The 18,951-nt window shown below is 64.7% G+C and carries 20 protein-coding genes; 7 read left to right on the forward strand and 13 right to left on the reverse strand.

All coding sequences use genetic code 11. From position 1 onward, the window contains the following. Positions 1–9 precede the first annotated feature (9 nt). Together ACZY0Q_RS09490 and ACZY0Q_RS09495 are read right to left on the reverse strand one after the other, a co-directional pair. The gene (locus ACZY0Q_RS09490) at positions 10–300 is read right to left on the reverse strand and encodes a YegP family protein (protein ID WP_463916087.1); all 291 of its coding nucleotides are present in this window, start codon (positions 298–300) and stop codon (positions 10–12) included. 112 nt (positions 301–412) lie between these two features. Continuing rightward, a complete protein-coding gene (locus ACZY0Q_RS09495; RefSeq protein WP_463916089.1) occupies positions 413–2,224 on the reverse strand; it encodes a glycoside hydrolase family 15 protein in 1,812 nt (603 codons plus the stop codon). Positions 2,225–2,360: 136 nt separating this feature from the next. Here ACZY0Q_RS09495 and ACZY0Q_RS09500 point away from each other — a divergent pair, with 136 nt between their 5' ends. Together ACZY0Q_RS09500 and ACZY0Q_RS09505 are read left to right on the forward strand one after the other, a co-directional pair. Then, positions 2,361–3,443 carry an App1 family protein gene (locus ACZY0Q_RS09500; RefSeq protein WP_463916090.1) on the forward strand — a complete coding sequence of 361 codons (1,083 nt, stop codon included), beginning with the start codon at positions 2,361–2,363 and terminating at the stop codon, positions 3,441–3,443. 43 nt (positions 3,444–3,486) lie between these two features. After that, positions 3,487–4,338: a formate/nitrite transporter family protein gene (locus ACZY0Q_RS09505; RefSeq protein WP_463916091.1), complete on the forward strand. Its 852-nt coding sequence runs from the start codon at positions 3,487–3,489 to the stop codon at positions 4,336–4,338. On the opposite strand, the gene ACZY0Q_RS09510 is transcribed toward ACZY0Q_RS09505, so the two are convergent. The 6 genes from ACZY0Q_RS09510 to ACZY0Q_RS09535 form a co-directional block, all read right to left on the reverse strand. After that, entirely contained in the window at positions 4,335–5,876 is a 1,542-nt protein-coding gene (locus tag ACZY0Q_RS09510; protein ID WP_463916093.1) for a GH1 family beta-glucosidase, read from the reverse strand. The genes ACZY0Q_RS09505 and ACZY0Q_RS09510 overlap by 4 nt on opposite strands. A gap of 106 nt (positions 5,877–5,982) precedes the next feature. After that, entirely contained in the window at positions 5,983–7,062 is a 1,080-nt protein-coding gene (locus ACZY0Q_RS09515; RefSeq protein ID WP_463916094.1) for a LacI family DNA-binding transcriptional regulator, read from the reverse strand. Positions 7,063–7,100: 38 nt separating this feature from the next. Further along, positions 7,101–8,006, reverse strand: a complete 906-nt coding sequence (locus tag ACZY0Q_RS09520; RefSeq protein ID WP_463916095.1) for a carbohydrate ABC transporter permease — start codon at positions 8,004–8,006, stop codon at positions 7,101–7,103. Further along, positions 8,003–8,884: a carbohydrate ABC transporter permease gene (locus ACZY0Q_RS09525; RefSeq protein WP_463916097.1), complete on the reverse strand. Its 882-nt coding sequence runs from the start codon at positions 8,882–8,884 to the stop codon at positions 8,003–8,005. The genes ACZY0Q_RS09520 and ACZY0Q_RS09525 overlap by 4 nt, the downstream gene beginning before the upstream one ends. Before the next feature lie 43 nt (positions 8,885–8,927). After that, the gene (locus ACZY0Q_RS09530; RefSeq protein ID WP_463916098.1) at positions 8,928–10,262 is read right to left on the reverse strand and encodes an ABC transporter substrate-binding protein; all 1,335 of its coding nucleotides are present in this window, start codon (positions 10,260–10,262) and stop codon (positions 8,928–8,930) included. Positions 10,263–10,309: 47 nt separating this feature from the next. After that, on the reverse strand, positions 10,310–11,746 hold the full coding sequence (locus tag ACZY0Q_RS09535; RefSeq protein ID WP_463916100.1) for a glycoside hydrolase: 1,437 nt from the start codon (positions 11,744–11,746) through the stop codon (positions 10,310–10,312). Positions 11,747–11,880: 134 nt separating this feature from the next. On the opposite strand from ACZY0Q_RS09535, the gene ACZY0Q_RS09540 reads away from it, so the two are divergent. Continuing rightward, a complete protein-coding gene (locus tag ACZY0Q_RS09540) occupies positions 11,881–13,272 on the forward strand; it encodes an AAA family ATPase (RefSeq protein ID WP_463916101.1) in 1,392 nt (463 codons plus the stop codon). Here ACZY0Q_RS09540 and ACZY0Q_RS09545 read toward each other — a convergent pair. The 3 genes from ACZY0Q_RS09545 to ACZY0Q_RS09555 form a co-directional block, all read right to left on the reverse strand. Then, positions 13,264–13,641, reverse strand: coding sequence for a hypothetical protein (locus ACZY0Q_RS09545; protein WP_463916102.1), 378 nt, complete (start codon positions 13,639–13,641; stop codon positions 13,264–13,266). The two genes, ACZY0Q_RS09540 and ACZY0Q_RS09545, sit on opposite strands and share 9 nt — an antisense overlap. Positions 13,642–13,684: 43 nt before the next feature. After that, a complete protein-coding gene (locus ACZY0Q_RS09550; protein WP_463916104.1) occupies positions 13,685–14,038 on the reverse strand; it encodes a J domain-containing protein in 354 nt (117 codons plus the stop codon). A 75-nt stretch (positions 14,039–14,113) separates the two neighbouring features. Next, positions 14,114–14,539, reverse strand: coding sequence for an Hsp20/alpha crystallin family protein (locus ACZY0Q_RS09555; protein ID WP_463916306.1), 426 nt, complete (start codon positions 14,537–14,539; stop codon positions 14,114–14,116). 132 nt (positions 14,540–14,671) lie between these two features. On the opposite strand from ACZY0Q_RS09555, the gene ACZY0Q_RS09560 reads away from it, so the two are divergent. Further along, on the forward strand, positions 14,672–14,998 hold the full coding sequence (locus tag ACZY0Q_RS09560; protein ID WP_463916106.1) for a MerR family transcriptional regulator: 327 nt from the start codon (positions 14,672–14,674) through the stop codon (positions 14,996–14,998). Positions 14,999–15,019: 21 nt separating this feature from the next. Here ACZY0Q_RS09560 and ACZY0Q_RS09565 read toward each other — a convergent pair whose 3' ends face one another. Together ACZY0Q_RS09565 and ACZY0Q_RS09570 are read right to left on the reverse strand one after the other, a co-directional pair. Then, positions 15,020–15,328, reverse strand: coding sequence for an MmcQ/YjbR family DNA-binding protein (locus ACZY0Q_RS09565; protein WP_463916107.1), 309 nt, complete (start codon positions 15,326–15,328; stop codon positions 15,020–15,022). Positions 15,329–15,333: 5 nt separating this feature from the next. Further along, on the reverse strand, positions 15,334–16,113 hold the full coding sequence (locus ACZY0Q_RS09570) for a phosphatase PAP2 family protein (protein ID WP_463916109.1): 780 nt from the start codon (positions 16,111–16,113) through the stop codon (positions 15,334–15,336). A 132-nt stretch (positions 16,114–16,245) separates the two neighbouring features. Here ACZY0Q_RS09570 and ACZY0Q_RS09575 point away from each other — a divergent pair, with 132 nt between their 5' ends. The 3 genes from ACZY0Q_RS09575 to ACZY0Q_RS09585 all read left to right on the forward strand — a co-directional run bounded on the left by ACZY0Q_RS09575 (position 16,246) and on the right by ACZY0Q_RS09585 (position 18,925). Beyond that, on the forward strand, positions 16,246–17,355 hold the full coding sequence (locus ACZY0Q_RS09575) for a DNA alkylation repair protein (protein WP_463916111.1): 1,110 nt from the start codon (positions 16,246–16,248) through the stop codon (positions 17,353–17,355). Between the two features lie 134 nt (positions 17,356–17,489). After that, positions 17,490–18,527, forward strand: a complete 1,038-nt coding sequence (locus ACZY0Q_RS09580; protein WP_463916112.1) for a zinc-dependent alcohol dehydrogenase family protein — start codon at positions 17,490–17,492, stop codon at positions 18,525–18,527. Continuing rightward, positions 18,524–18,925 carry a (R)-mandelonitrile lyase gene (locus ACZY0Q_RS09585; RefSeq protein WP_463916113.1) on the forward strand — a complete coding sequence of 134 codons (402 nt, stop codon included), beginning with the start codon at positions 18,524–18,526 and terminating at the stop codon, positions 18,923–18,925. Before ACZY0Q_RS09580 ends, ACZY0Q_RS09585 begins: the two co-directional genes overlap by 4 nt. The last annotated feature ends 26 nt before the right edge of the window (positions 18,926–18,951 follow it).

Here is an 18,951-nt window from a genome sequence, read left to right on the forward strand (position 1 = left end):
TTTGGGTGATCACCCTGCCACAGCGCGTGCTGCCGCGGACATCTTCTTGCCGCGGGGGGCGCTGTCCTTCGGGGAGGACGTGGGGCCGATCCGGTCCCGGATGACGGCGCCGGCGCCGTTGTTGCTGAAGTCCCTGATCAGGCCCGTGCCGGCAATCTCGCGGGCCATCGCAATGCCGGCCACCGCTGCGCGCTTCGTTGGAAAAGTCACCGAGATAGCCATCAGGCTTCCTGAACCATCCAACATCCGCACCCGATAGCCGCCATCAGGCGCATCCACCAGCTCAAAATGTCCGGCCATTACAACCACCCCTCGTTCTGTCGCGGCGCTGTGCCTTGTGGGAGCGCTCCGCGAGTCTAGTAAGTATACTTACCTTTCTCCCGGAGGTGAAGAGCGAGGGGCCTACAGACCCTCATTGCCCTCCCCTTTCGGTCTCCGGGGGGATAGGTTTGTCACTGCGGCGAACTGTATCCTGATGAAGCTCAAGAGCGCTTGTCACAAGCGCGAAGTGGCTGAACGCCTGGGGCGTATTGCCCAGCTGCCGCCGCGCACCTACGGCCCATTCCTCGCTGAGCAGACCCACATCGTTGCGGAGTTCCAGCAACCGTTCGAACAGCTGGGTGGACTCTTTGCTCCGCCCTGCGCCCAGCAGGGCCTCCACCAACCAGAACGAGCACGCCAGGAACACCCCTTCGTCCCCCGGGAGCCCGTCGTCGCTGTCGGCGGGACGGTAACGCAGCACAAAACCATCTTCGGTCAGCTCCCGCTGGATCGCTTCAATGGTCCCCAGCACGCGGGGATCATCCGCCGGCAGGAAGCCCACCCGCGGGATCAGCAACAGGCTGGCGTCAAGCTCAGGCCGGCCATAGGACTGCACGAAGGTGTTGCGGTCCGCGTCGAAGCCGTTCGCCATAACGTCCGCGTGGATAGTGTCACGAAGGGCCTCCCAGCGTTCCACGGGGCCGGGCAAGCAGGAGTCGCGCACGCCCTTGACCATCCGGTCCGCGGCCACCCAGGCCATCACCTTGGAATGCGTGAAATGGCGACGTGGCCCGCGCATCTCCCAGAGTCCATTGTCCGGCTGGTCCCAGATGGTCTCCAGATGCTGCATCAGGGCAACCTGTACGTCCCAGGATTCATCGGTGTGTTTCAGCAGCGAGTTCCTGGTCAGCGCGAGGCAGTCCAGCACCTCGCCCCAGACGTCCAGCTGAAGCTGTTCTGCAGCGCCGTTCCCGGTCCGTACCGGTTTTGAATTCTCGTACCCGGCAAGCCAGGGCAGTTCCATTTCCGGAAGCCTGCGTTCGCCGTGGATCCCGTACATAATCTGCAGGTCGGCCGGATCCCCCGCCACGGCGCGGAGGAGCCAGTCACGCCAGGCGGCGGCCTCGGTGGTGTAGCCGGCGGCCAGCAGTGCCTGCAGTGTCATGGTGGCGTCCCGCAGCCAGCAGTAGCGGTAATCCCAGTTGCGGGGACCGCCGAGCTGTTCCGGCAGGGACGTGGTGACCGCAGCCACGATGCCACCCGTGGGAGCGTACGTCAGGGCTTTCAATGTCACCAGCGAACGGACCACGGCATCCTGGTACTTTCCCTGCACGGTGCACTGGGACGCCCAGCCGCGCCAAAAGGCCAGCGTGGTGCCCAGCACCACCTCGGCGTCCACCGTGTGCGGGCGGGGAACGTGGCTGGGGGCCCACGTCAGGACAAAGGGGACGCGTTCCCCGGCCTGGACCGTGAAGTCGCTGACGGAGTGCATGTTCTCGCCGTGGAGGGGCGCCTTGGTGACAAAGTAGACGGCGTCGGGGCCGGCGATGGCGTGCAGGCCCCGCTTGTCGCGCCGCACCCAGGGAATGATGTGGCCGTAGTCGAACCTCAGCGCCAGTTCGCCGTGCATCCTGACGCTTCCGCTCACACCCTCCACGATCCGCACGATGTCCGCCACCTCGTCGCGCGGCGGCATGAAATCAATGACCCTGACAGTGCCCTCGGGGGTTTCCCATTCGGTTTCCAGGATCAGGGTCCCGTCCCGGTAGCCGCGCCTGGTGCAGGTGCCGCCACTCTCGGGTGCCAGGAGCCAGCGTCCTGCCTCCGGCGTATCCAGGAGAGCGTTAAAACATGCCGGCGAGTCGAAGCGCGGCAGGCAAAGCCAGTCGATCGAGCCCTCGGTGCTGACCAGGGCGCCCGTGTGGAGGTCGCCAACAACTGCATAGTCTTCGATGCGCGCCATGTCCATACACTGCCACAAGGAAAGGCTGACGGGGCTGGGTGGGCACTCCGCATTCCTGATTAATGGATGACGTCACGCCCGACGGCGGGACCGCCAGGGTGCCCGGCGCGCGGTTGCGCTGTGGCAGAGTGGAGGCATGGACAGGGCTCCTCAGAACTCACCGCAGAACGCTCCGCATCCCGCACCACTGTCCGGGACCCGGATTCTCCGCCTGGCACACCGGATTTCCGACGTCGTCAACGCCGTCCGCATCCAGCTCGCCAAGGGCTGGAATTTCACGTCACAGACCATTGCGTACCAGGGCTACGGTTCAACCAGCTGGGTACGGGTGCTCGGCCGCGTCCTGTTGACCAAGAATCCTGCCCCGGGCAGCCAGGCCGAGCACGCAGCGCGCAACGGCAATCAAAACGTCCGCGGCTGGCGGGCCTTCACCAGCGTTCCGATGCAGTTCGTCGAGGTGGAAATCACCATCGGCGGCGTCACCGCCCGGGTCCGGGCAGACCGGGGCGGCCTGATCGACACCGTGGTGGACGTGCAGCTCCCGCCGGGCTGGCACACCGCTGTGCTGCGGGCCGACGGGACCGAACCCGTGGAGACGCTGATCCAGGTGATCGACGCGGATGCGAAGTTCGGCATTGTCTCCGACATCGACGACACCGTGATGGTCACGGCCCTGCCCAGGCCGTTCCTGGCGCTGTGGAACACCTTTGTCCTCAGCGAACGCGCACGGATGGCCACGCCGGGGATGGCGGTCCTGCTGGAAAGGCTCACCATTGAACACCCGGATGCGCCCGTCATCTACCTGTCCACGGGTCCGTGGAATGCCGCCCCCACCCTGGCGCGGTTCCTGGGCCGGAACATGTATCCCTCCGGGGCCCTCCTCCTCACCGACTGGGGCCTGACCCAGGACCGCTGGTTCCGCAGCGGCCAGGAGCACAAGCACCGAAACCTGGAGCGCCTCGCCAAGGAATTTCCGGACATGCGCTGGCTCCTGATCGGCGACAACGGCCAGCACGACGAGCAGATCTATTCAGGCTTTGCCCAGGAAAACGCCGACAAAGTGGCCGCCATCGCCATCCGGCAGCTTTCTGTCAGCGAGTCCGTCTTCGCCGGCGGGCACTCCGAGGACGGCGACCACACCACCTCGGTGGTGCCCTGGATCTATTCGCCGGACGGCGCGGGGATGGCCAAACAGCTCAAGGTCCTGGACCTCCTCTAGATTCCGGGGGCCGGCACCACTTCCAGGCGGATAGGCGACACGAATGAGCGACACCGACGGCGATGCACGGCGGCGGGAACTTGGCGACAATTCAGGCCCCGTTGAAGAGGAGGTTGAGGAATCCTTCGACCGCACGGTTGAGGAAGGCGCGCAGCGGCTGAACCGCTCCTTTCGGGACGTGCTCATCACCGGCTTGTTCGGCGGGTTTGAAATAGGCGTTGGCATCATGGCCTACCTTGGCGTTCTCTATGAGACCGGGAACCACCTTCTTGCGGGACTGGCGTTCAGTGCAGGGCTCATCGCCCTCCTGCTGGCCAAGAGCGAACTGTTCACGGAAGGCTTCCTGGTGCCCATAGCCGCAGTCGCTGCACGGGAGGCAAGCTACACGCAGCTCGGGAAGCTCTGGGGCGGCACGCTCATTGCCAACTTGGTGGGCGGCTGGCTGTTCATGGCATTGATCATGACTGCGTTCCCGCAATGGAGCGAGACAATCACGAAGGAAGCCGCCTACTACCTCGACGCCGGGTTTAACTGGAAAACCGTGTGCCTTGCCGTATTGGCGGGGAGCACCATCACGTTGATGACCCGCATGCAGCACGGGACGGACAGCGTCACCGGCAAGATCGCCGCCGCCGTTGTTGGCGCTTTCCTGCTCTACGGCCTGCAGCTCTTCCACTCGATCCTGGACTCGCTGCTGGTCTTCGGTGCCATCCATGCGGGCGCCGACATCAGCTATCTTCAATGGCTCGGCTGGTTTTCCTATGTAGTGGTCTTCAATATGCTTGGCGGGATCCTGCTGGTGACCGCGCTTCGGCTGGTGAGCGTCAGCAAGCTGCTGAAGGAACGGCGCGATGGCTCACCGGAAGACCCGGAGGACGCGCACCACGCAGGCTAGGCGGTGGCACCCGAGGTGGTCACGCCGTCGTCGGGCGCTTCCGTTGCGTCAGGTTCCATGGCCTGCGCCACGGCGGCACCCGCCGCGGCGGCAAGGTTCCGCTCCTCGATGAGCTCCTGGAGCCAGAAGTAGGACGCCTTCGGCGTCCGCTCCAGGGTCTCGAAATCGACGTGGAGCAGGCCGAACGGCTGGTTGTAGCCTGCCGACCATTCGAAGTTGTCCATGAGGGACCACACGTAGTAGCCGCGCAGGTCAATGCCCTCGGCTTCACCGCCGGGAGCCGTGGCCTTCAGCGCGGACTCGATGTGGTCCGACAGGTATTTCAGGCGCCGCTCGTCCGGAATGAATGTGGTGTTGGTGGACTTGTCGCGGACGATGATGTCCTCGAAACTCGCCCCGCCCTCGGTGATGATCACCGGCGGCAGATGGGGGTACCTTTCGGCCATTTCCTTCAGCGCCACCCCCATATACTCGGGCTTCACCGGCCAGCCGTAGGCGGTGATGTCCGCTTCGGGCCAGGCCACGACGTGGAACGGCGTGGAGCCGCCGCCGGCCGCACTCAGGTCGCTGCCCATGGCCTCCGCCATGGTGGCCGGCACCGCCCCCTCACCGGCGCCCACGGCTACCTTCGTGGGCATGTAGTAGTTCAGGCCGTAGAAATCCAGCGGCTGGGAGATGATCTCCATGTCCTCGTCCGGATGGTCGAAGGAGCCGAAGAACTTCGCGGCGCGGATGACGTCCGGATATTGGCCCGTGAGGACGGGGTCCGCGTAAAGCCGGTTCTGTGCGATGTCCATCAGGCCGGCGCTCAGCTTGTCCAAGGGGTTGATCGAGTTCGGGACCATGGGCGAGTACACGTTGGTCATCCCGATCTCTCCCGGAACCCCGGCGGCGCGCAATGCCTGCATCGCGAGCCCGTGGCCCAAAAGCTGGTGGTGCACGCTGGGGAGCGCGTTGAGCATCAGCGCTTCGCCCGGTGAGTGGAGGCCCATGGTGTAGCCGTTGGTGCTGACCGTGGCCGGCTCGTTGATGGTGACCCAGCGGGCAACCCGGTCGCCGTAGGCAGCAGCCGCGATCGCAGCGAACTCGCCCAGACGGTAGGCGGTATCGCGATTCATCCAGCCGCCGGCGTCGTCCAATGCCAGCGGCGTGTCCCAGTGATAGAGGGTGACCATGGGTGAAATCCCGTTGGCCAGGAGCTCGTCCAGGAGCCGGTCGTAGAAGTCCAGCCCGGCAGGATTCACCGGCCCGCTGCCGTTGGGCTGGATCCGCGGCCAGGACAGCGAGAACCGGTACGAGTCGACGCCCAGCTGCTTCATGAGGGCAACGTCGCCGGGCATGCGGTGGTAGTGGTCGCAGGCTACGGCCGGGCTGTGGCCGTTCACGATGGCACCTTCCTTGGCTGAGAAGATATCCCAACCCGCCGGGCCGCGGCCATCCTCGGTCAGTGCGCCCTCGATCTGGAAGGCCGCCGTGGCCACGCCCAAGGTGAAGTCCGCAGGGATGAGGGCGGCCAGGTCCTTGGCGGAAATGTGCATGGATTCAGTCCTCTATGAAGGAGAAATCGTGAAAATGGTACGTCCCAGAATGGCACACCGAAGCGGTGTTGACGAGATGACAGATCGGCCGGACCCATGCGGCCGGCTAGGCCGGTGCCAAGGCCTGCACCGAGGTTCGTTCCACGCTGGGACAGTATATTTTTGCGGCGGAACTGGCCGGTGCTTCGTCCAGGCCCAGCAGAATCCGCACCCCGGCTGCACCCAGTTCGTAATGCGGCAGGGATACCGTGGAAAGCGGGGGCCTGAGGTGTGCGGCGATAACTTCCTGGTTGTCGAACCCCACCACGGCCATGTCCTCCGGGATGGACATGCCGTGTTCCCGCAGGCCGTCGTAAAGTCCCATCGCCATGCGGTCGTTGTAGCAGTACACGGCCGTGACGTCGCGTTTGAGGAGTTCCTCGGTGGCTCCGTACCCGCCTTCCTGGTCCGGGTACGCCTCCAGGACCAGGCCCTCGTCGAACGGGATGCCTTCCGCTTCCAGCGCCTCCTTGTAGCCCTGGAGCCGTCCGTCCTTGGCCGGGGCCGGGATGGTGGCGTTGATGAAGGCGATCCGGCGGTGGCCGTGCTTCAGCAGGATCTCGGTGGCGGAGCGGCCACCCTGTACTTCATCCGGGACCACAGCCCGGGCGCCGGGTTCCGTGGAAAAGCAGTTGACCAGGACGAAGTCCGACTCCCGCAGTGACGCAGGGATGTCCGTGGGCCGGTGGAACCAGGTGGAGTAGAGGATTCCGCGGACCTTGTATTCGAGCATCATGGCAATCGCGTCCGTCTCCAGCTCGCGGTTGCCTTCGGTGTTGGCGATGAGCAGTGCATAACCGTGCTTCCAGGCTTCGTCCTGGGCGCCGTGGATGATCTGGCCGGCAAAAGGGGTGGTTGCAATGGCGTCGGCGACGAGCCCGATGAACCGCGAACTCCCGCTGACCAGGGTCTGCGCCAGCGCATTTGGCCGGTAGCCCAGGTCCCGGATGGCGTCCCGCACACGCTGGCGGGTCTCGTCGGAAATCCGTGCAGTCTTTTTCTTGTTGACCACCAGGGAGACGGTGGCGGTGGAGACGCCCGCGGCCTCGGCGACCTGCCTGAGGGTAACGGGTTGGGGGCGCCCGGGCCGTTTGAGGGGTGCAGCCGCACCCACTGGCGTGACCGAACTATTCTCCTGCGAAATCATGTGCCCTCCTCGAGGAGTATATCCGTCTGTTCCTGCCGTCATCCCTTGCTCCCCCCACTCTCCAGGCCTTGGATCATGGCTTTGTTCAGCACAAGGAACACCAGCAGCAGGGGCGTGATGGTGACGCAGACGGCGGCAAAGGTGGCTGTCCAGTCTGTCTTACCCATGGCGCCGATGTAGTTCTGCAGGCCCAGCGGAATGGTCTTCAGTTCTTCGGAGAGGACGAAGGTGTTGGCGAAGATGAAGTCGTTCCAGATGAAGATGCTGTTGACCAGGACCACTGTCACGACGGTATTTACCGAAAGGGGCAGCGTGATGAGTCCGAAAATGCGGTACGGTCCTGCCCCATCCAGGGAGGCGGCCTCGTACGTTTCCCGGGGGATGTATTCGAAGAACGAGGAGAACAGGTAGATCGACATCGGCAGGGCGAAGCCGGCCAGCGGAATAATCATCGACGGGTAGGTGTCGAGCAGGTTGATGGTTGAGTAGTCGATGAAGAGCGGCACGAGCGCGATCTGGACGGGCACGATGATGCCGATCAAGAAAAGGCTGCGGACGAACTTGCTGAACCGGAATCCGAGGACCTGCAGCGCATACGCCGCCATCATTCCCAGGAGCACAATCAGGATATTGGCGCCCATGGTGACGATGAAGCTGTTGAGGATGTTCAACCACAGGTTGCCCGTCTCGAACGCGCGGGTGTAGTTCTCCCACGTCAGGGACTTCGGCAGCGCGAAGGGGTCACCGGTGGCGAAGTCGTGTTCGGTGCGCAGGCTGGTAATGAACAGCCAGGCGAGGGGGTAGACCTGAACGATCACGATGAGGGCGATAAGCACTCTTGACAGGGCGCTGTGGAGGCTGGGCGGCCGGCGCCTGCGAGGCGGCGGCCCGCTGTCTGATGGGACGGCCCTGGGCCTGGTAATCGGAGCTGCCGGCGCGCTCATGCGTCCGCCTTTCGTTTGAGCAGGAACAGGATGAGACCCACGGCGACCAGGCACTCAACCACGATGAAGACGGCGATGGTGCTGGCGTATCCGAAGTCGGTGCTCGAGAAGGCCGTCTTGTACATGTAAGTGGTCAGCAGCTCCGAGGACTGTCCGGGACCGCCGTTCGTCATGAGGTAGGGGATGTCGAAACCACGCAGCCCGTAGGTTGTTGCCATGATCGTGGTGGTGATCCAGACGGGCATGATGTGCGGGAAGCGGATCTTGGTGAACAGCTGCCACCGCGACGCGCCGTCGAGGCGGGCAGCCTCCTCAAGTTCCTGCGGGACGGACAGCAGCGCGGCGTAGATGATGAGCATGTACAGGCCGGTGAACCGCCATCCTTCCGGAGCCGACACTGCGGCGAGAACGGTGTTGATGTCCGAGAGCCAGGGCCGTTCAAGGGCGCCCAGGCTGATCCAGTGCAGGAGCTGGTTGAGCAGGCCCACGGGTTCGATCGAGTAGATCCGCACGAAGAGGAAAGCGATGGCCACGGTGGAGATCACCGCAGGCAGCAGGTAGAGCGTTTTGATGAGCTCGCGGCCGCGCCTCATGGAGGTGAGGAGGCTGGCGACGAGCAGGGCGCCGCCGAGCTGCAGCACCAGGCAGATGGCGAGATACCCGAGGGCATTGAAGAAGGAGCGCCAGAAAATGTCGTCGCCGGTGAGCATCCGCACGTAGTTGGCGAGCCCTACGAACTCCATGTCGCTGATGCCGTTCCAGGAGAAGAAACTGAGGAACAGCGACTGCACGATAGGGAACAGCACGGCGACGCAGTAAAGGAGCAGGGGTGGGAGCAGGAACACCAGGACAGAAAGTCGTGACCTGTTGGGGAGCATGGCTAGGCCTTTCGGGTGGGGGCCGCAGCCCCCACCGCTGTGGTTACTTGAAGAACTTCGGCGCGTTCTGCGCGATGGTGCTGTCCATCGTGCTGGTGAACTGTTCGGGTGTGATGTTGCCCTGGACCAGGAGCACGAGCTCCTGCTGCAGCCGGCCGTTGGTTGTCGGGTCAAGCTGGGTGTCCCACGGCATGGCCTGTTTGTCACCGAGGTCGTTGGCCTTCTCCAGGGCCTTCTTGTACAAGGGGGTGGCGTTGGCCGGCAGGGCGGTCTCCACGTTGGTGGTGGGCGAGAGTGCACCGGTGGCCGCGTATTCGGCCGGGTACTTCGTCAGGGCGAACTTCAGGAAGTCGCTGACGAGCGGGTCGTAGGTCTTGGAGTTGACGGCCATGCCGATCCCGGACGGGGAGACGAACTCGTTGGCCGCGGTGACGGATCCCGCAGTGGTGGGCAGGGTGAAGAAGTCGATGTCATCGCGCACTGCAGGGTTCAGCTTGTCCGTGGCCAGGCTTGGCAGTTCCCAGGTGCCGATGTTGTACATCGCAGCCTGGCCGGAGGTGAACTGGTTCTGGGCGTCGGAGTAGCCCTGCGAGGAGAAGCCATCCTGGAAGCACTTGGCCTTGCCGAGCGCTGCCAGCCATTCGACGGTCTTCTGGCCTGCGGGGTCAGAGAACTTCGCTTCGCCCTTCTTGAGCTTCTGGATGAAATCCGGCCCGGCTTCACGGAACGGCTGGTAGGCGACGTACCGCTCGAGCGGCCATTGGTCCTGGCCGTCGATGGCGATGGGGGTGATGCCGGCATCACGCAGGGCGGTGCACATGGCGGGGATGTCATCGAGGGACTTCGGGACGGCGACCCCTGCCTTCTGCAGCAGGGCCTTGTTGTACCAGACGAACTCCAGCTCGAACTGGAACGGAATCATGTTCAGGGACCCGTCGTCGAACCGCTGGTAGTCCAGCGCGCTGGGCCGGTAGTCGTCATAGACATCCAGTGACTTCAGCAGCTTTTCGGCGTCGACCATTTTGCCTTGTTTGGCCAGCTGCTGGGCGAAAGGCGTGGCGTCGGTGTCGAACAGTTCGGGGAGTTTGTTGGCCGCGGCAAGCGTCTCGAGCTTTTGGATGTAGGAGGGCCGGTCGGGGGTGGTGATGAGGTTCAGTTCGAAGCCCGGGTGGTCTTTGGCGTACTCGTCCGCGAGCTTCTTCATGATGTTGATGACGGCCCCGTCCGCCGGCCGGGAAAGCAGCCACGAGATTTCACGGGCTTTGATTTCCCCGGTGGGGCTGACATTGGAAGGGTCAGCGGACCCTCCACCGCCGCAGGCTGTCAGGGCCAGGGTGGTGACGGCTGCGACAGCGGCAGCACGGAACAGTTTTTTCATGAGGGCAATCTCCCTTGATTGGATTGGAGGATGAGGGTGGTGGGTATTTAGTTGTCGGTGCGCTGGCGTATTTCAAGTTCAGTGACGGTGACGGATCCTTCGCCGGCGAAAACGCCGATCCGCCCCGCGGGCAAGTCGTAGATCCTGGTGCTGAGGGCCACTTGCCGGTCCAGTACGGCAACGCAGATGTCGCCGTCGAGGATGACTTCCAGGGTGTGTTCGCCGGGGGCAAGATCGCACGGGCGTTCCAGTTCGATGTCGAACGGAACGTCACCGGAGACATGCCATTGCGCGTCACCGGTGCTGGTCCTTGGCCAGCGGTCGAAGACGAGCCTGCCGCGCTTCGGTTCAAGGCGCAGGACGTAGGACTGGTCGCCGTCCGGGCCTGAGCGCAGCAGCAGACCGCATTCCGTGGTCCCGGCGCCAATGTCCAGCACTGCCTTGGCATAAAACTGGCTGGGTAGTTCTTCCTTTGAGGCGACGGCGGCGTATCCGTCCGGGACGTGAAGCCTGGTGGGCAGTTCGTCCGACAGAGACACCGGAACGTCATCCCAGAAGCTGTCCACGAGTTCGTCCGCGAACGCGAATCCGAGCGTTCCGTCCGGGTTTTGCCGAGCTTCCAGGACGGACATGGTGCCTGCCCACTGCCAGGGGCCGTCGTCGCGGTTGCCTTCCTTGCTGGCGATCCAGCCGAAGAAGAAACGGCGTCCGTCCCTCTCTGCGGTCTTTGAAGCGTAGAAGGCGCGCCCGTCGATGCTGTCCAGGTCCGGTACGGTCCACGGACCGTTGGGGCTCTTGGCCATGCGGTACCGGGTGGTGAACGATTCGGAGAACTCCGAGTAGACCATGTACCACCAGTCACCCCATGCGAAGACGTCCGGGCATTCATGCGTGATGTAGCGGCGCGGGTCCCAGAACGGTTCGGTGTGCCGCCAGTCCATCAGGTCACTGGAAACGCACTGCGCGATAACGCCGCGGCGGCGTTCAGGACCTGCGGAGTGCCGCGCGGCCAGCAGCATCCTCCACTGGCCTGCCGCCTCGTCCCGGAAGACGAAGGGATCCCGCCAGTCCCCGGACTCGTAGCCGTCCGGGGCGCCGAACGTGAGTTCCGGGTGCTTCTCCCAGGTCTGCATGCCATCGGTGCTCGTGGCCTGCATGACGAGCTGCAGGGGTGCGCCGTCCGCTCCGAGGTTGCGTGGGTTCTGTCCGGTATAGAACAGGTGGTGGATGCCGGTTTCATCGACGACGACGCTGCCCGTGTAGGCGTTGAAGTCCAGATCGGTTTCGCTTCCGTGATGAAGGGAGACGCCGTGGTCCTCGAATTGTGTGAGGTCCTTGGTGGTGACGAGGTTCCATGAGGTTCCCGGTTTCGGGTCTGAGCGATCCTCATGGAGGTAGAAGAGCCAGAACTCCCCGTCCTTCTCGAAGGGGATGAGGTCGCCAACCCAGCCGTCGGAGGGCTGGAAGAAAACTGAGCGTTTCATCGGCACTGATGTCCATTCTGCTAAAGCGTTTGATCACCTAACGGTAGCGCCGAATGTGAGTTTGATCAAGCGTTTTAGCAATATTGGTTTTGTGCATCGCTGGGCATATTCCGGCGCCCTGCTAGGGTCTGTGCATGGATGAAAAACTGGGGAAGTTCATCGACGATTTTTCCGAGCTGGTTCAGCTGGCGCAGGCCGGAAACCACCGGCAGCAGGCGGGAAAGCAGCTGCTGGAGGCGCTGACGGAACACCTGGGAGAGCCCGCCGACGGCCTATCCGTGGTGGTGGAAAACATCCCGCCGCACCGGTTTGTGGACGCTGACATCCTGATGGCGGAGTTTGCCGGCCAGGATCCGGACAGCCGACTGGTGGGCATCGGCGGCGCCCAGCGGCACCACCAGACACTCAGCGACATGATTCAGCAGTCGCCGCTGTTTCCCCAGTTTCCGCTGTCCCAGCCCGACTACACCAACCTTGCCGTGGGACCTGAGACGCAGCGCCAGGCGGTGGCCATGGGGCTCTGGCTCTTCAGTTTCGAAAGCCACCGGCTGGCTGTCTTTCAGCGCGACGCGGACCCGCGGACCGGGCGTCAAACGGCCACCTTGGAAGTGCTGGCAACCGGGCAGGGAACAGCCAACGAGTTCCTGGCCGAGTTCCGTCTCCGGATGGACAACAACAGCGTCCTCAAGGGCCAGGTCATCTCCCTGGTGATGTCCGAGTATGGGCCGAGCACGGCGGGGGTGACGTTCCACCACCGCCCCAGCCTCCCGGCGTCGGACGTTATCCTGCCCGACGGCCTCCTGCAGAAGGTCGCAGACCACACCGTGGGCATCGCCACGCACCGGGCGTCCCTGAAGCAGCACGGCCAGCACCTCAAACGCGGCATCCTGCTTTACGGCCGGCCCGGGACCGGCAAGACGCACACCGTGCGCCACCTGCTGAGCCAGAGTGAAGGCTCGACGGCGATCCTCCTCTCGGGCGGGTCGCTCGCCAGGATCTCCGAGGCGGCCCGCATGGCCCGTGCGCTGCAGCCCTCGATTGTGGTGCTGGAGGACTGCGACCTGATCGCCGAGGACCGGAGTTTCGGGCACGGGCCGCAGCCGCTGCTTTTTGAGGTGCTGGACGCCATGGATGGCCTGGACAACGATGCCGACGTCGCATTTGTCCTCACCACCAACCGGCCGGACATGCTGGAACGCGCCCTGGCTCAGCGGCCGGGCCGGGTGGACCTCGCGGTGGAGATCCCGCTCCCGGCCCATGCCGAGCGTGTCCGGCTGCTGGAACTCTACGGCCGCCTGGTGGCGTTCAGCCCGGAAGCCCTGGATGCCGCGGCGGAACGCACCGCGGGAACCACCGCATCCTTTGCCCGGGAACTGGTCCGGCGGGCAGTGGTGGCGGCGGCACTGGATGACGCGTCGGTGTCTGATGCCCATCTGGCGGCCGCCGTGGAGAACCTGATGGCCGACGCCGAAACCCTCACCCGCAGCCTGCTGGGCAGCGGCACGGACGCGGGCGGTTCATTGTGAGCCGAACAGAAATTCCTTGGCGTGGGCAACAGCCTTCCGATAGGCATCGTTCCGGAGCGTAACGAGTTGCTCCGCGTCGCCGTCGGCCGGCTCCAGGTAGCCTGTGTATCCCGGCCGGAGCACCCAGATGTCCCCGGCGGGCGGGAGGTAGAACACTCCGAAGGAGCGCTGTTGTTCGTCTTCTGCGGTCCACACCGGAACAACCGCCAGGGCCGCGCCGGTAACGGGGTTGATCCATTGGGCCCGGGGCAACGGCTCTTCGTGGGCTTCAGGGTCCAGGAACGGCGCAGTGCCCTTGCCCCAGCGTTGTTCGAAGCGTTCGTGGAATGCAGGGATCAGGTGGGAATCGTAGCGGCGCCAATCGGTCATTGTTTGTCCGCCTCCTCGCGGTGATGGCTCTGGTCTTACCGGCCTACGCCCAAGGTCCGCCTTCCCAGCGCACGGGCGTGATTCTGATGGCGCTGCCGGCCGGCACGTCGCGGCCGCGTACCGTCCGGACGGGAATGACGATCGGACCGTCGTCCTGCACGCTGGTGCCGGTCCGGCTCCGGTCGTAGGCTGCGCGCCGCGCGGGGTCACGGAGGACAGCGAACGCCTGCATGATGCGCAGCAACTCTCCATCCTGGACGTCGCGGTCACCCGTTGCGCCGCCGTCGACGTCTGGGTGGTGGGTGCGCATCAGTGCCCGGTAGGCACGGGAGATCTCCTGCTGGCTGGCCTCGGGCTTCATGCCCAAGGCGGCGTAGTAGTCGGGCTTGCTGGTCATGGCTGGTACTTCTCGGGGACAGTTCCGGGAAGGTGCTGGGGCGCCGGACGTAGCCGGCGCCCCAGGTATCCGGACCTACTTACCGATCTCGTGCAGGGACCCTTGCTTGGTTTCGATCTCGATCCTGCGCGGCTTAGCCTGCTCCGACACCGGGATCCGCAGGGTCAGGACGCCCTGGTCGTAGCTGGCCGTAATGTTGTCCGCATCGAGCGTGTCTCCCAGGATCAGCTGGCGGCTGAACACTCCGCGCGGCCGCTCTGAGGCCACCAGTTCCACATTGGGCTGCGTGGGATCCAGCCGCTCCGCCCGGACAGTCAGTACGTTGCGTTCAACGTTGAGGTCCACCGAATCGGTATTAACGCCCGGGAGGTCGAACGCCACCACGAACTCGCCGTCTTCCTGCCAGGCGTCCATGGGCATGGCCGCCGGCCGGGCCGCGGTTCCGAAGACCTGCTGCGTGAGCCGGTCCAGCTCACGGAAGGGGTCCGTACGCATCAACATCATTTCCCACTCCTTCAGTCTGAGATGTTGAAATTAGTTCACCTACCCACCATCAGTTATCTATGTTGGTGGATATAGATTTTTTATAGCACTCGTGCGAGACTGATGCAACATCACGGAGAGGGAATTGGAGTGGACGCGGTCAGCGGAGCACCAGGGCAGAAACCGGGACCTCGGGCCGGGCAGGCACTGTACGCCATCTCTGTGGCCGCAAAGCTGGCAGGAACCGGGCAGCAGAACATCAGGCTCTACGAGACGAAAGGCCTGATCCTCCCGGAGCGGACGGCCGGGGGCACGCGTCAGTACAGTGATGCCGATGTCGCCCTGCTCCTGCACATCGGCGAGCTCCTGGACCAGGGGCTCAATCTTGCCGGCATAGCCAAAGTATTGGAGCTCGAGGTAGCCAACGCCGAACTCCACCGCGCCCTCAGGCGGGCCCGGTCGCGTCCGGACAAGTAGCGGCCAGAGTCATGCGGCCGGTCAGGATCCACGGCCGCCCGCCAGCCGGTAGGACTCCTCAAGCAGTTCACCGAGTTCCTCAGTGCCTATGCGGGGCAGCCGGATCAGCACCAGCTGCGGCGATCGCTCATGGTGCGGCGTCCAGAAATACGTTCCGGGTTCGGTGCCGGCCAAGGCCTCCCGCTCGGTGGTCTTCACCGTCAGCACGCCGTCCTCCCACATGCGCGCCATCAGGGTTTTCGCGAACCAGGCGGGCTGGTCCCAGCTGCTGCGTTCGGTGACACCGGACAGCGCGAGGCACATCCTGCGCACATCGTCCTCGGTTGCCATCGCGGCTAGTCGCCCGGCGCGTCCGCTTTGGAGAGCTTGCCCGTGATCCGTTCGCCGGGGATCCGGGCGGTCCGCCACGTATCCAGGGCGATGACGGCACCGAGGATCAGGAGCGAGAGCGTAATGGAGGCCAGCGCGTCGCTGAGCCAGTGGTAGCCGAGGTACAGCCGGCTCACAGCGGCGAGAACTATGCCGATGCCCGCCCCAACGAAGCCGACGACGGCCGACTTCGGGTTTTGCCGTCGCGAGAAGACCAGGAAGGTGGTCACCAGCAGGAAGTCGCAGGCACCCAGCACATGGCCGGACGGAAACGAGAACGTGTGGTCGGCGCCGAAGAGCATCAGTTCCACCGGGGGCCGCGAGCGTTGGACGATCGCCAGGATGATCTGCGATATCACGACGCCGGTGAGCATGGCGGCGGCGAGCATAATGGGCCGCCAGGCGTGCTTGGCCGCGAACCCCCAGACCACCGTCACCACCAGCACGATGATGGGCAGGGCAACCGGGCCAAAGACCACCGCGAGGAAGATCATCACGGCAGTGAGGGTCTCTGACCGGAGCGAGAGCAGCCAGTTGCGGATGGATTCGTCGGGACCCCACGGGCCGGTGTTGGTCTGCAGGACGCCCACCAGCGTGGCGACAAACAGCAGGGCTCCCACGCTCATCAGCACCACCGCCGTCCGGTACAGCGCCGTGCGTGCGGCCGGTTCCATGAAGCGTTCCTCCACCACGAACTTGTCATGGAAGGTCCGCCAAAAGCTGTTCTTACCTGCCTGCTCTGCCACTGTATTTCCGTCCGTGCGCCGTTATGGAGTGTGCCTAAGGTGAAGATTATCCCCTCTGCCCGGTGTTGGTCCTGCTCTCAACTACGGCGGCTTCCCGCCAGTCATGTCAGCCCGCCGGGGTAGCCTGACTTAATGGGCGCAATGAACGAGCTGATCAACCGGCAGGGCGTGGCAACACTCGCCGGGATCCTAGCTGAGGCCGCTCCGGGATCGGGCTGGCCGCACGTCGCCGCTGCCGCCGCACACTTGGACGATCTGAGCCTGCGCGGCCGGACGGATGCTGTGAGCAGTGCGCTGCTGGCGGACATCCGGCAGCTTCCGGATCCGAGGTATCCGACGGCGGCACGCATCTTCCGGAGCGCCCTTTCCGGCGCCGGTTTCACAGGGTGGATCCTCTGGCCGGTCTCCGAAACGGCCGTCACGCTTACCCTCGAATCAGGCGCTGCGCCTGACTTTGACGACTGCCTGTCCCTCCTGGCCGAACTGACCCCGAGGCTCACCGGCGAGTTCGCCATCCGCCGGCTGCTGGCCGCGGACCTGGAGCGTTCCCTGCAGATCATCCAGGGCTGGACCGGGCATCATGACGAGCATGTCAGGCGGCTGTCCAGCGAGGGGACGCGGCCGTACCTCCCCTGGGCGGTGCGGGTACCCGCCGTCGTGCTTCATCCGGAGGCCACCCTCCCCATTCTGGACGCCCTCTACCGGGACCCTTCGGAGTACGTGCGGCGCTCGGTGGCGAACCACCTCAACGATCTGGCCCGGCACGCACCGGAGATGGTGGTGGCGACAGCTGCTCGCTGGCTGGCCGCCCCGGACGCCAACACCGCATGGGTGGTCAGGCATGGCCTGCGGACGCTGATCAAGAAGGCCCACCCCGGTGCACTCGCGCTGCAGGGGTTCACGCCGGCGTCGGTGGCTGTCACCGGGCCCACGCTGGACCGGAACTCGGTGGCAATACCGGGAGAACTGGCTTTCGACTTCGCGATCGCCAACACCGGAAACGGCGATGCCCAGCTCGCCGTGGACTACGTGGTCCACTACGTCAAAGCCAACGGCACGCAATCGGCCAAGGTCTTCAAGATCGCGGCGCTCACCCTGGCTGCCGGTGAGACCCGCACACTATCGAAGCGTCATGCCTTCCGGCAGATGACCACCCGGGTGCACCACCCGGGGGTCCACGCCCTGGAACTGCAAATCAACGGGATCCGGCACGGGCACACGGAGTTTGAGCTGCATCTCTGAGCTGTCCTCATCGGTCGGTGGGGGGCACTGCGGGTACCTGTATCAACAGCCACTCCCACCCAAGCGGAATGTGCGGTTGGCTAGTAAAGGAACATCCGGGCTCCTGCCCCCGACGAAATGATGAGGAAACGAAAATGCGAGCAACCATCATGTATGGCGCCGGCGACGTGCGCGTCGAGAACGTGCCCGACCCCGTCATCCAGGATCCAACCGACGCCATCGTGCGGATCGTCAATTCCTGCATCTGCGGCTCCGACCTGCACCCCTATCACGGCATGCCCGCGTCCCGGCAGGGCAGCCCCATGGGCCACGAGTTCATCGGCGTCGTCGAGGAAACGGGCAAAGAGGTGTCCACCCTGAAGAAGGGGGACTTCGTCATCGCCCCGTTCGCCTGGTCCGACGGGACATGTGTCTTCTGCCGTGAAGGCCTGCAGACCTCCTGCCGCCACGGCGGGTTCTGGGCCTCCGGCGGGATCGGCGGCGCCCAGGCCGAGGCCGTCCGCGTGCCGTTCGCCGATGGCACCCTGGTCAAGGCCCCGGTGGGCGAGGACAGTGAGCTGCTGCCCTCGCTCCTGACCCTCTCCGACGTCTACGGCACCGGCTACCACGCCGCCATCAAGGCAGGCGTCAACGCCCGGACCACCGTCACGGTCATCGGTGACGGTGCGGTGGGGCTGATGGCGGTGCTGTCCGCCAAGCAGCTCGGTGCCGAACAGATCATCCTGATGGGCCGGCACAAGGCCCGCACCGACCTGGGCATCGAATACGGCGCCACCGACGTCGTCGCCGAGCGCGGTGAGGCCGGCATCGAGAAGGTCCGCGAACTCAGCGGTGGCGACGGAACGCATACCGTTCTTGAGTGCGTGGGGCACCGGCCGGCGTACGACCAGGCCCTCGGCGTGATCCGCCCGGGAGGCGTGATCAGCCGGGTGGGCGTCCCCCAGTACGAGGACGCCCCGATCGGTTTCGGCTCCATGTTCGGCCCGAACATCACACTCACCGGCGGTCCCGCTCCCGTCCGCGCCTACATCGAGACGCTGCTGCCCGGGGTCCTTGACGGCACCGTGAACCCGGGCAAGGTGTTCGACCGCACCATCAGCCTGAACGACGTGCCCGACGGCTACCGCGCCATGGATTCCCGCGAGGCGCTGAAGGTCCTGGTCCGCCCATGAGCACGCAGAAGCAACCGAAAACGCCCACCGTCAAGGGACCCGAGGACTGGTTTACCGGCGACGTCTATTTCAACGCGTACTACTCCGGCCAGCAACCCTCCCGCGCCCGGCTGAATCTGGTGCGCTTCACCCCCGGCGCGCACACCGCTTGGCATAAGCACGCCGTCGGGCAGACCCTGCACGTCACGGAAGGCCTGGGGTATGTGCAATCGCGTGGGGAAGAGCTGATCCAGCTACACCCCGGCGATACCGTCTATACGCCCGCGGGCGAGTGGCACTGGCACGGCGCGACGGAAGGCAACTTCATGTGCCACCTCGCCCTGTGGGAAGCGCCCGTGGACAGCGATGAACCCGAAACAGTCTGGGGTGCCAAGCTCACGGCCGACGAATACCCTTAGACGACGTAGGAAGACGACAGGCACCC

Source organism: Pseudarthrobacter lactosi (assembly GCF_055412785.1).

Coding starts and splice junctions, on each gene's coding strand:
- ACZY0Q_RS09490 (WP_463916087.1), bottom strand. CDS start 300: ATGGCCGGACATTTTGAGCTGGTGGATGCGCCTGATGGCGGCTATCGG.
- ACZY0Q_RS09495 (WP_463916089.1), bottom strand. CDS start 2,224: ATGGCGCGCATCGAAGACTATGCAGTTGTTGGCGACCTCCACACGGGC.
- ACZY0Q_RS09500 (WP_463916090.1), top strand. CDS start 2,361: ATGGACAGGGCTCCTCAGAACTCACCGCAGAACGCTCCGCATCCCGCA.
- ACZY0Q_RS09505 (WP_463916091.1), top strand. CDS start 3,487: ATGAGCGACACCGACGGCGATGCACGGCGGCGGGAACTTGGCGACAAT.
- ACZY0Q_RS09510 (WP_463916093.1), bottom strand. CDS start 5,876: ATGCACATTTCCGCCAAGGACCTGGCCGCCCTCATCCCTGCGGACTTC.
- ACZY0Q_RS09515 (WP_463916094.1), bottom strand. CDS start 7,062: ATGATTTCGCAGGAGAATAGTTCGGTCACGCCAGTGGGTGCGGCTGCA.
- ACZY0Q_RS09520 (WP_463916095.1), bottom strand. CDS start 8,006: ATGAGCGCGCCGGCAGCTCCGATTACCAGGCCCAGGGCCGTCCCATCA.
- ACZY0Q_RS09525 (WP_463916097.1), bottom strand. CDS start 8,884: ATGCTCCCCAACAGGTCACGACTTTCTGTCCTGGTGTTCCTGCTCCCA.
- ACZY0Q_RS09530 (WP_463916098.1), bottom strand. CDS start 10,262: ATGAAAAAACTGTTCCGTGCTGCCGCTGTCGCAGCCGTCACCACCCTG.
- ACZY0Q_RS09535 (WP_463916100.1), bottom strand. CDS start 11,746: ATGAAACGCTCAGTTTTCTTCCAGCCCTCCGACGGCTGGGTTGGCGAC.
- ACZY0Q_RS09540 (WP_463916101.1), top strand. CDS start 11,881: ATGGATGAAAAACTGGGGAAGTTCATCGACGATTTTTCCGAGCTGGTT.
- ACZY0Q_RS09545 (WP_463916102.1), bottom strand. CDS start 13,641: ATGACCGATTGGCGCCGCTACGATTCCCACCTGATCCCTGCATTCCAC.
- ACZY0Q_RS09550 (WP_463916104.1), bottom strand. CDS start 14,038: ATGACCAGCAAGCCCGACTACTACGCCGCCTTGGGCATGAAGCCCGAG.
- ACZY0Q_RS09555 (WP_463916306.1), bottom strand. CDS start 14,539: ATGTTGATGCGTACGGACCCCTTCCGTGAGCTGGACCGGCTCACGCAG.
- ACZY0Q_RS09565 (WP_463916107.1), bottom strand. CDS start 15,328: ATGGCAACCGAGGACGATGTGCGCAGGATGTGCCTCGCGCTGTCCGGT.
- ACZY0Q_RS09575 (WP_463916111.1), top strand. CDS start 16,246: ATGGGCGCAATGAACGAGCTGATCAACCGGCAGGGCGTGGCAACACTC.
- ACZY0Q_RS09580 (WP_463916112.1), top strand. CDS start 17,490: ATGCGAGCAACCATCATGTATGGCGCCGGCGACGTGCGCGTCGAGAAC.
- ACZY0Q_RS09585 (WP_463916113.1), top strand. CDS start 18,524: ATGAGCACGCAGAAGCAACCGAAAACGCCCACCGTCAAGGGACCCGAG.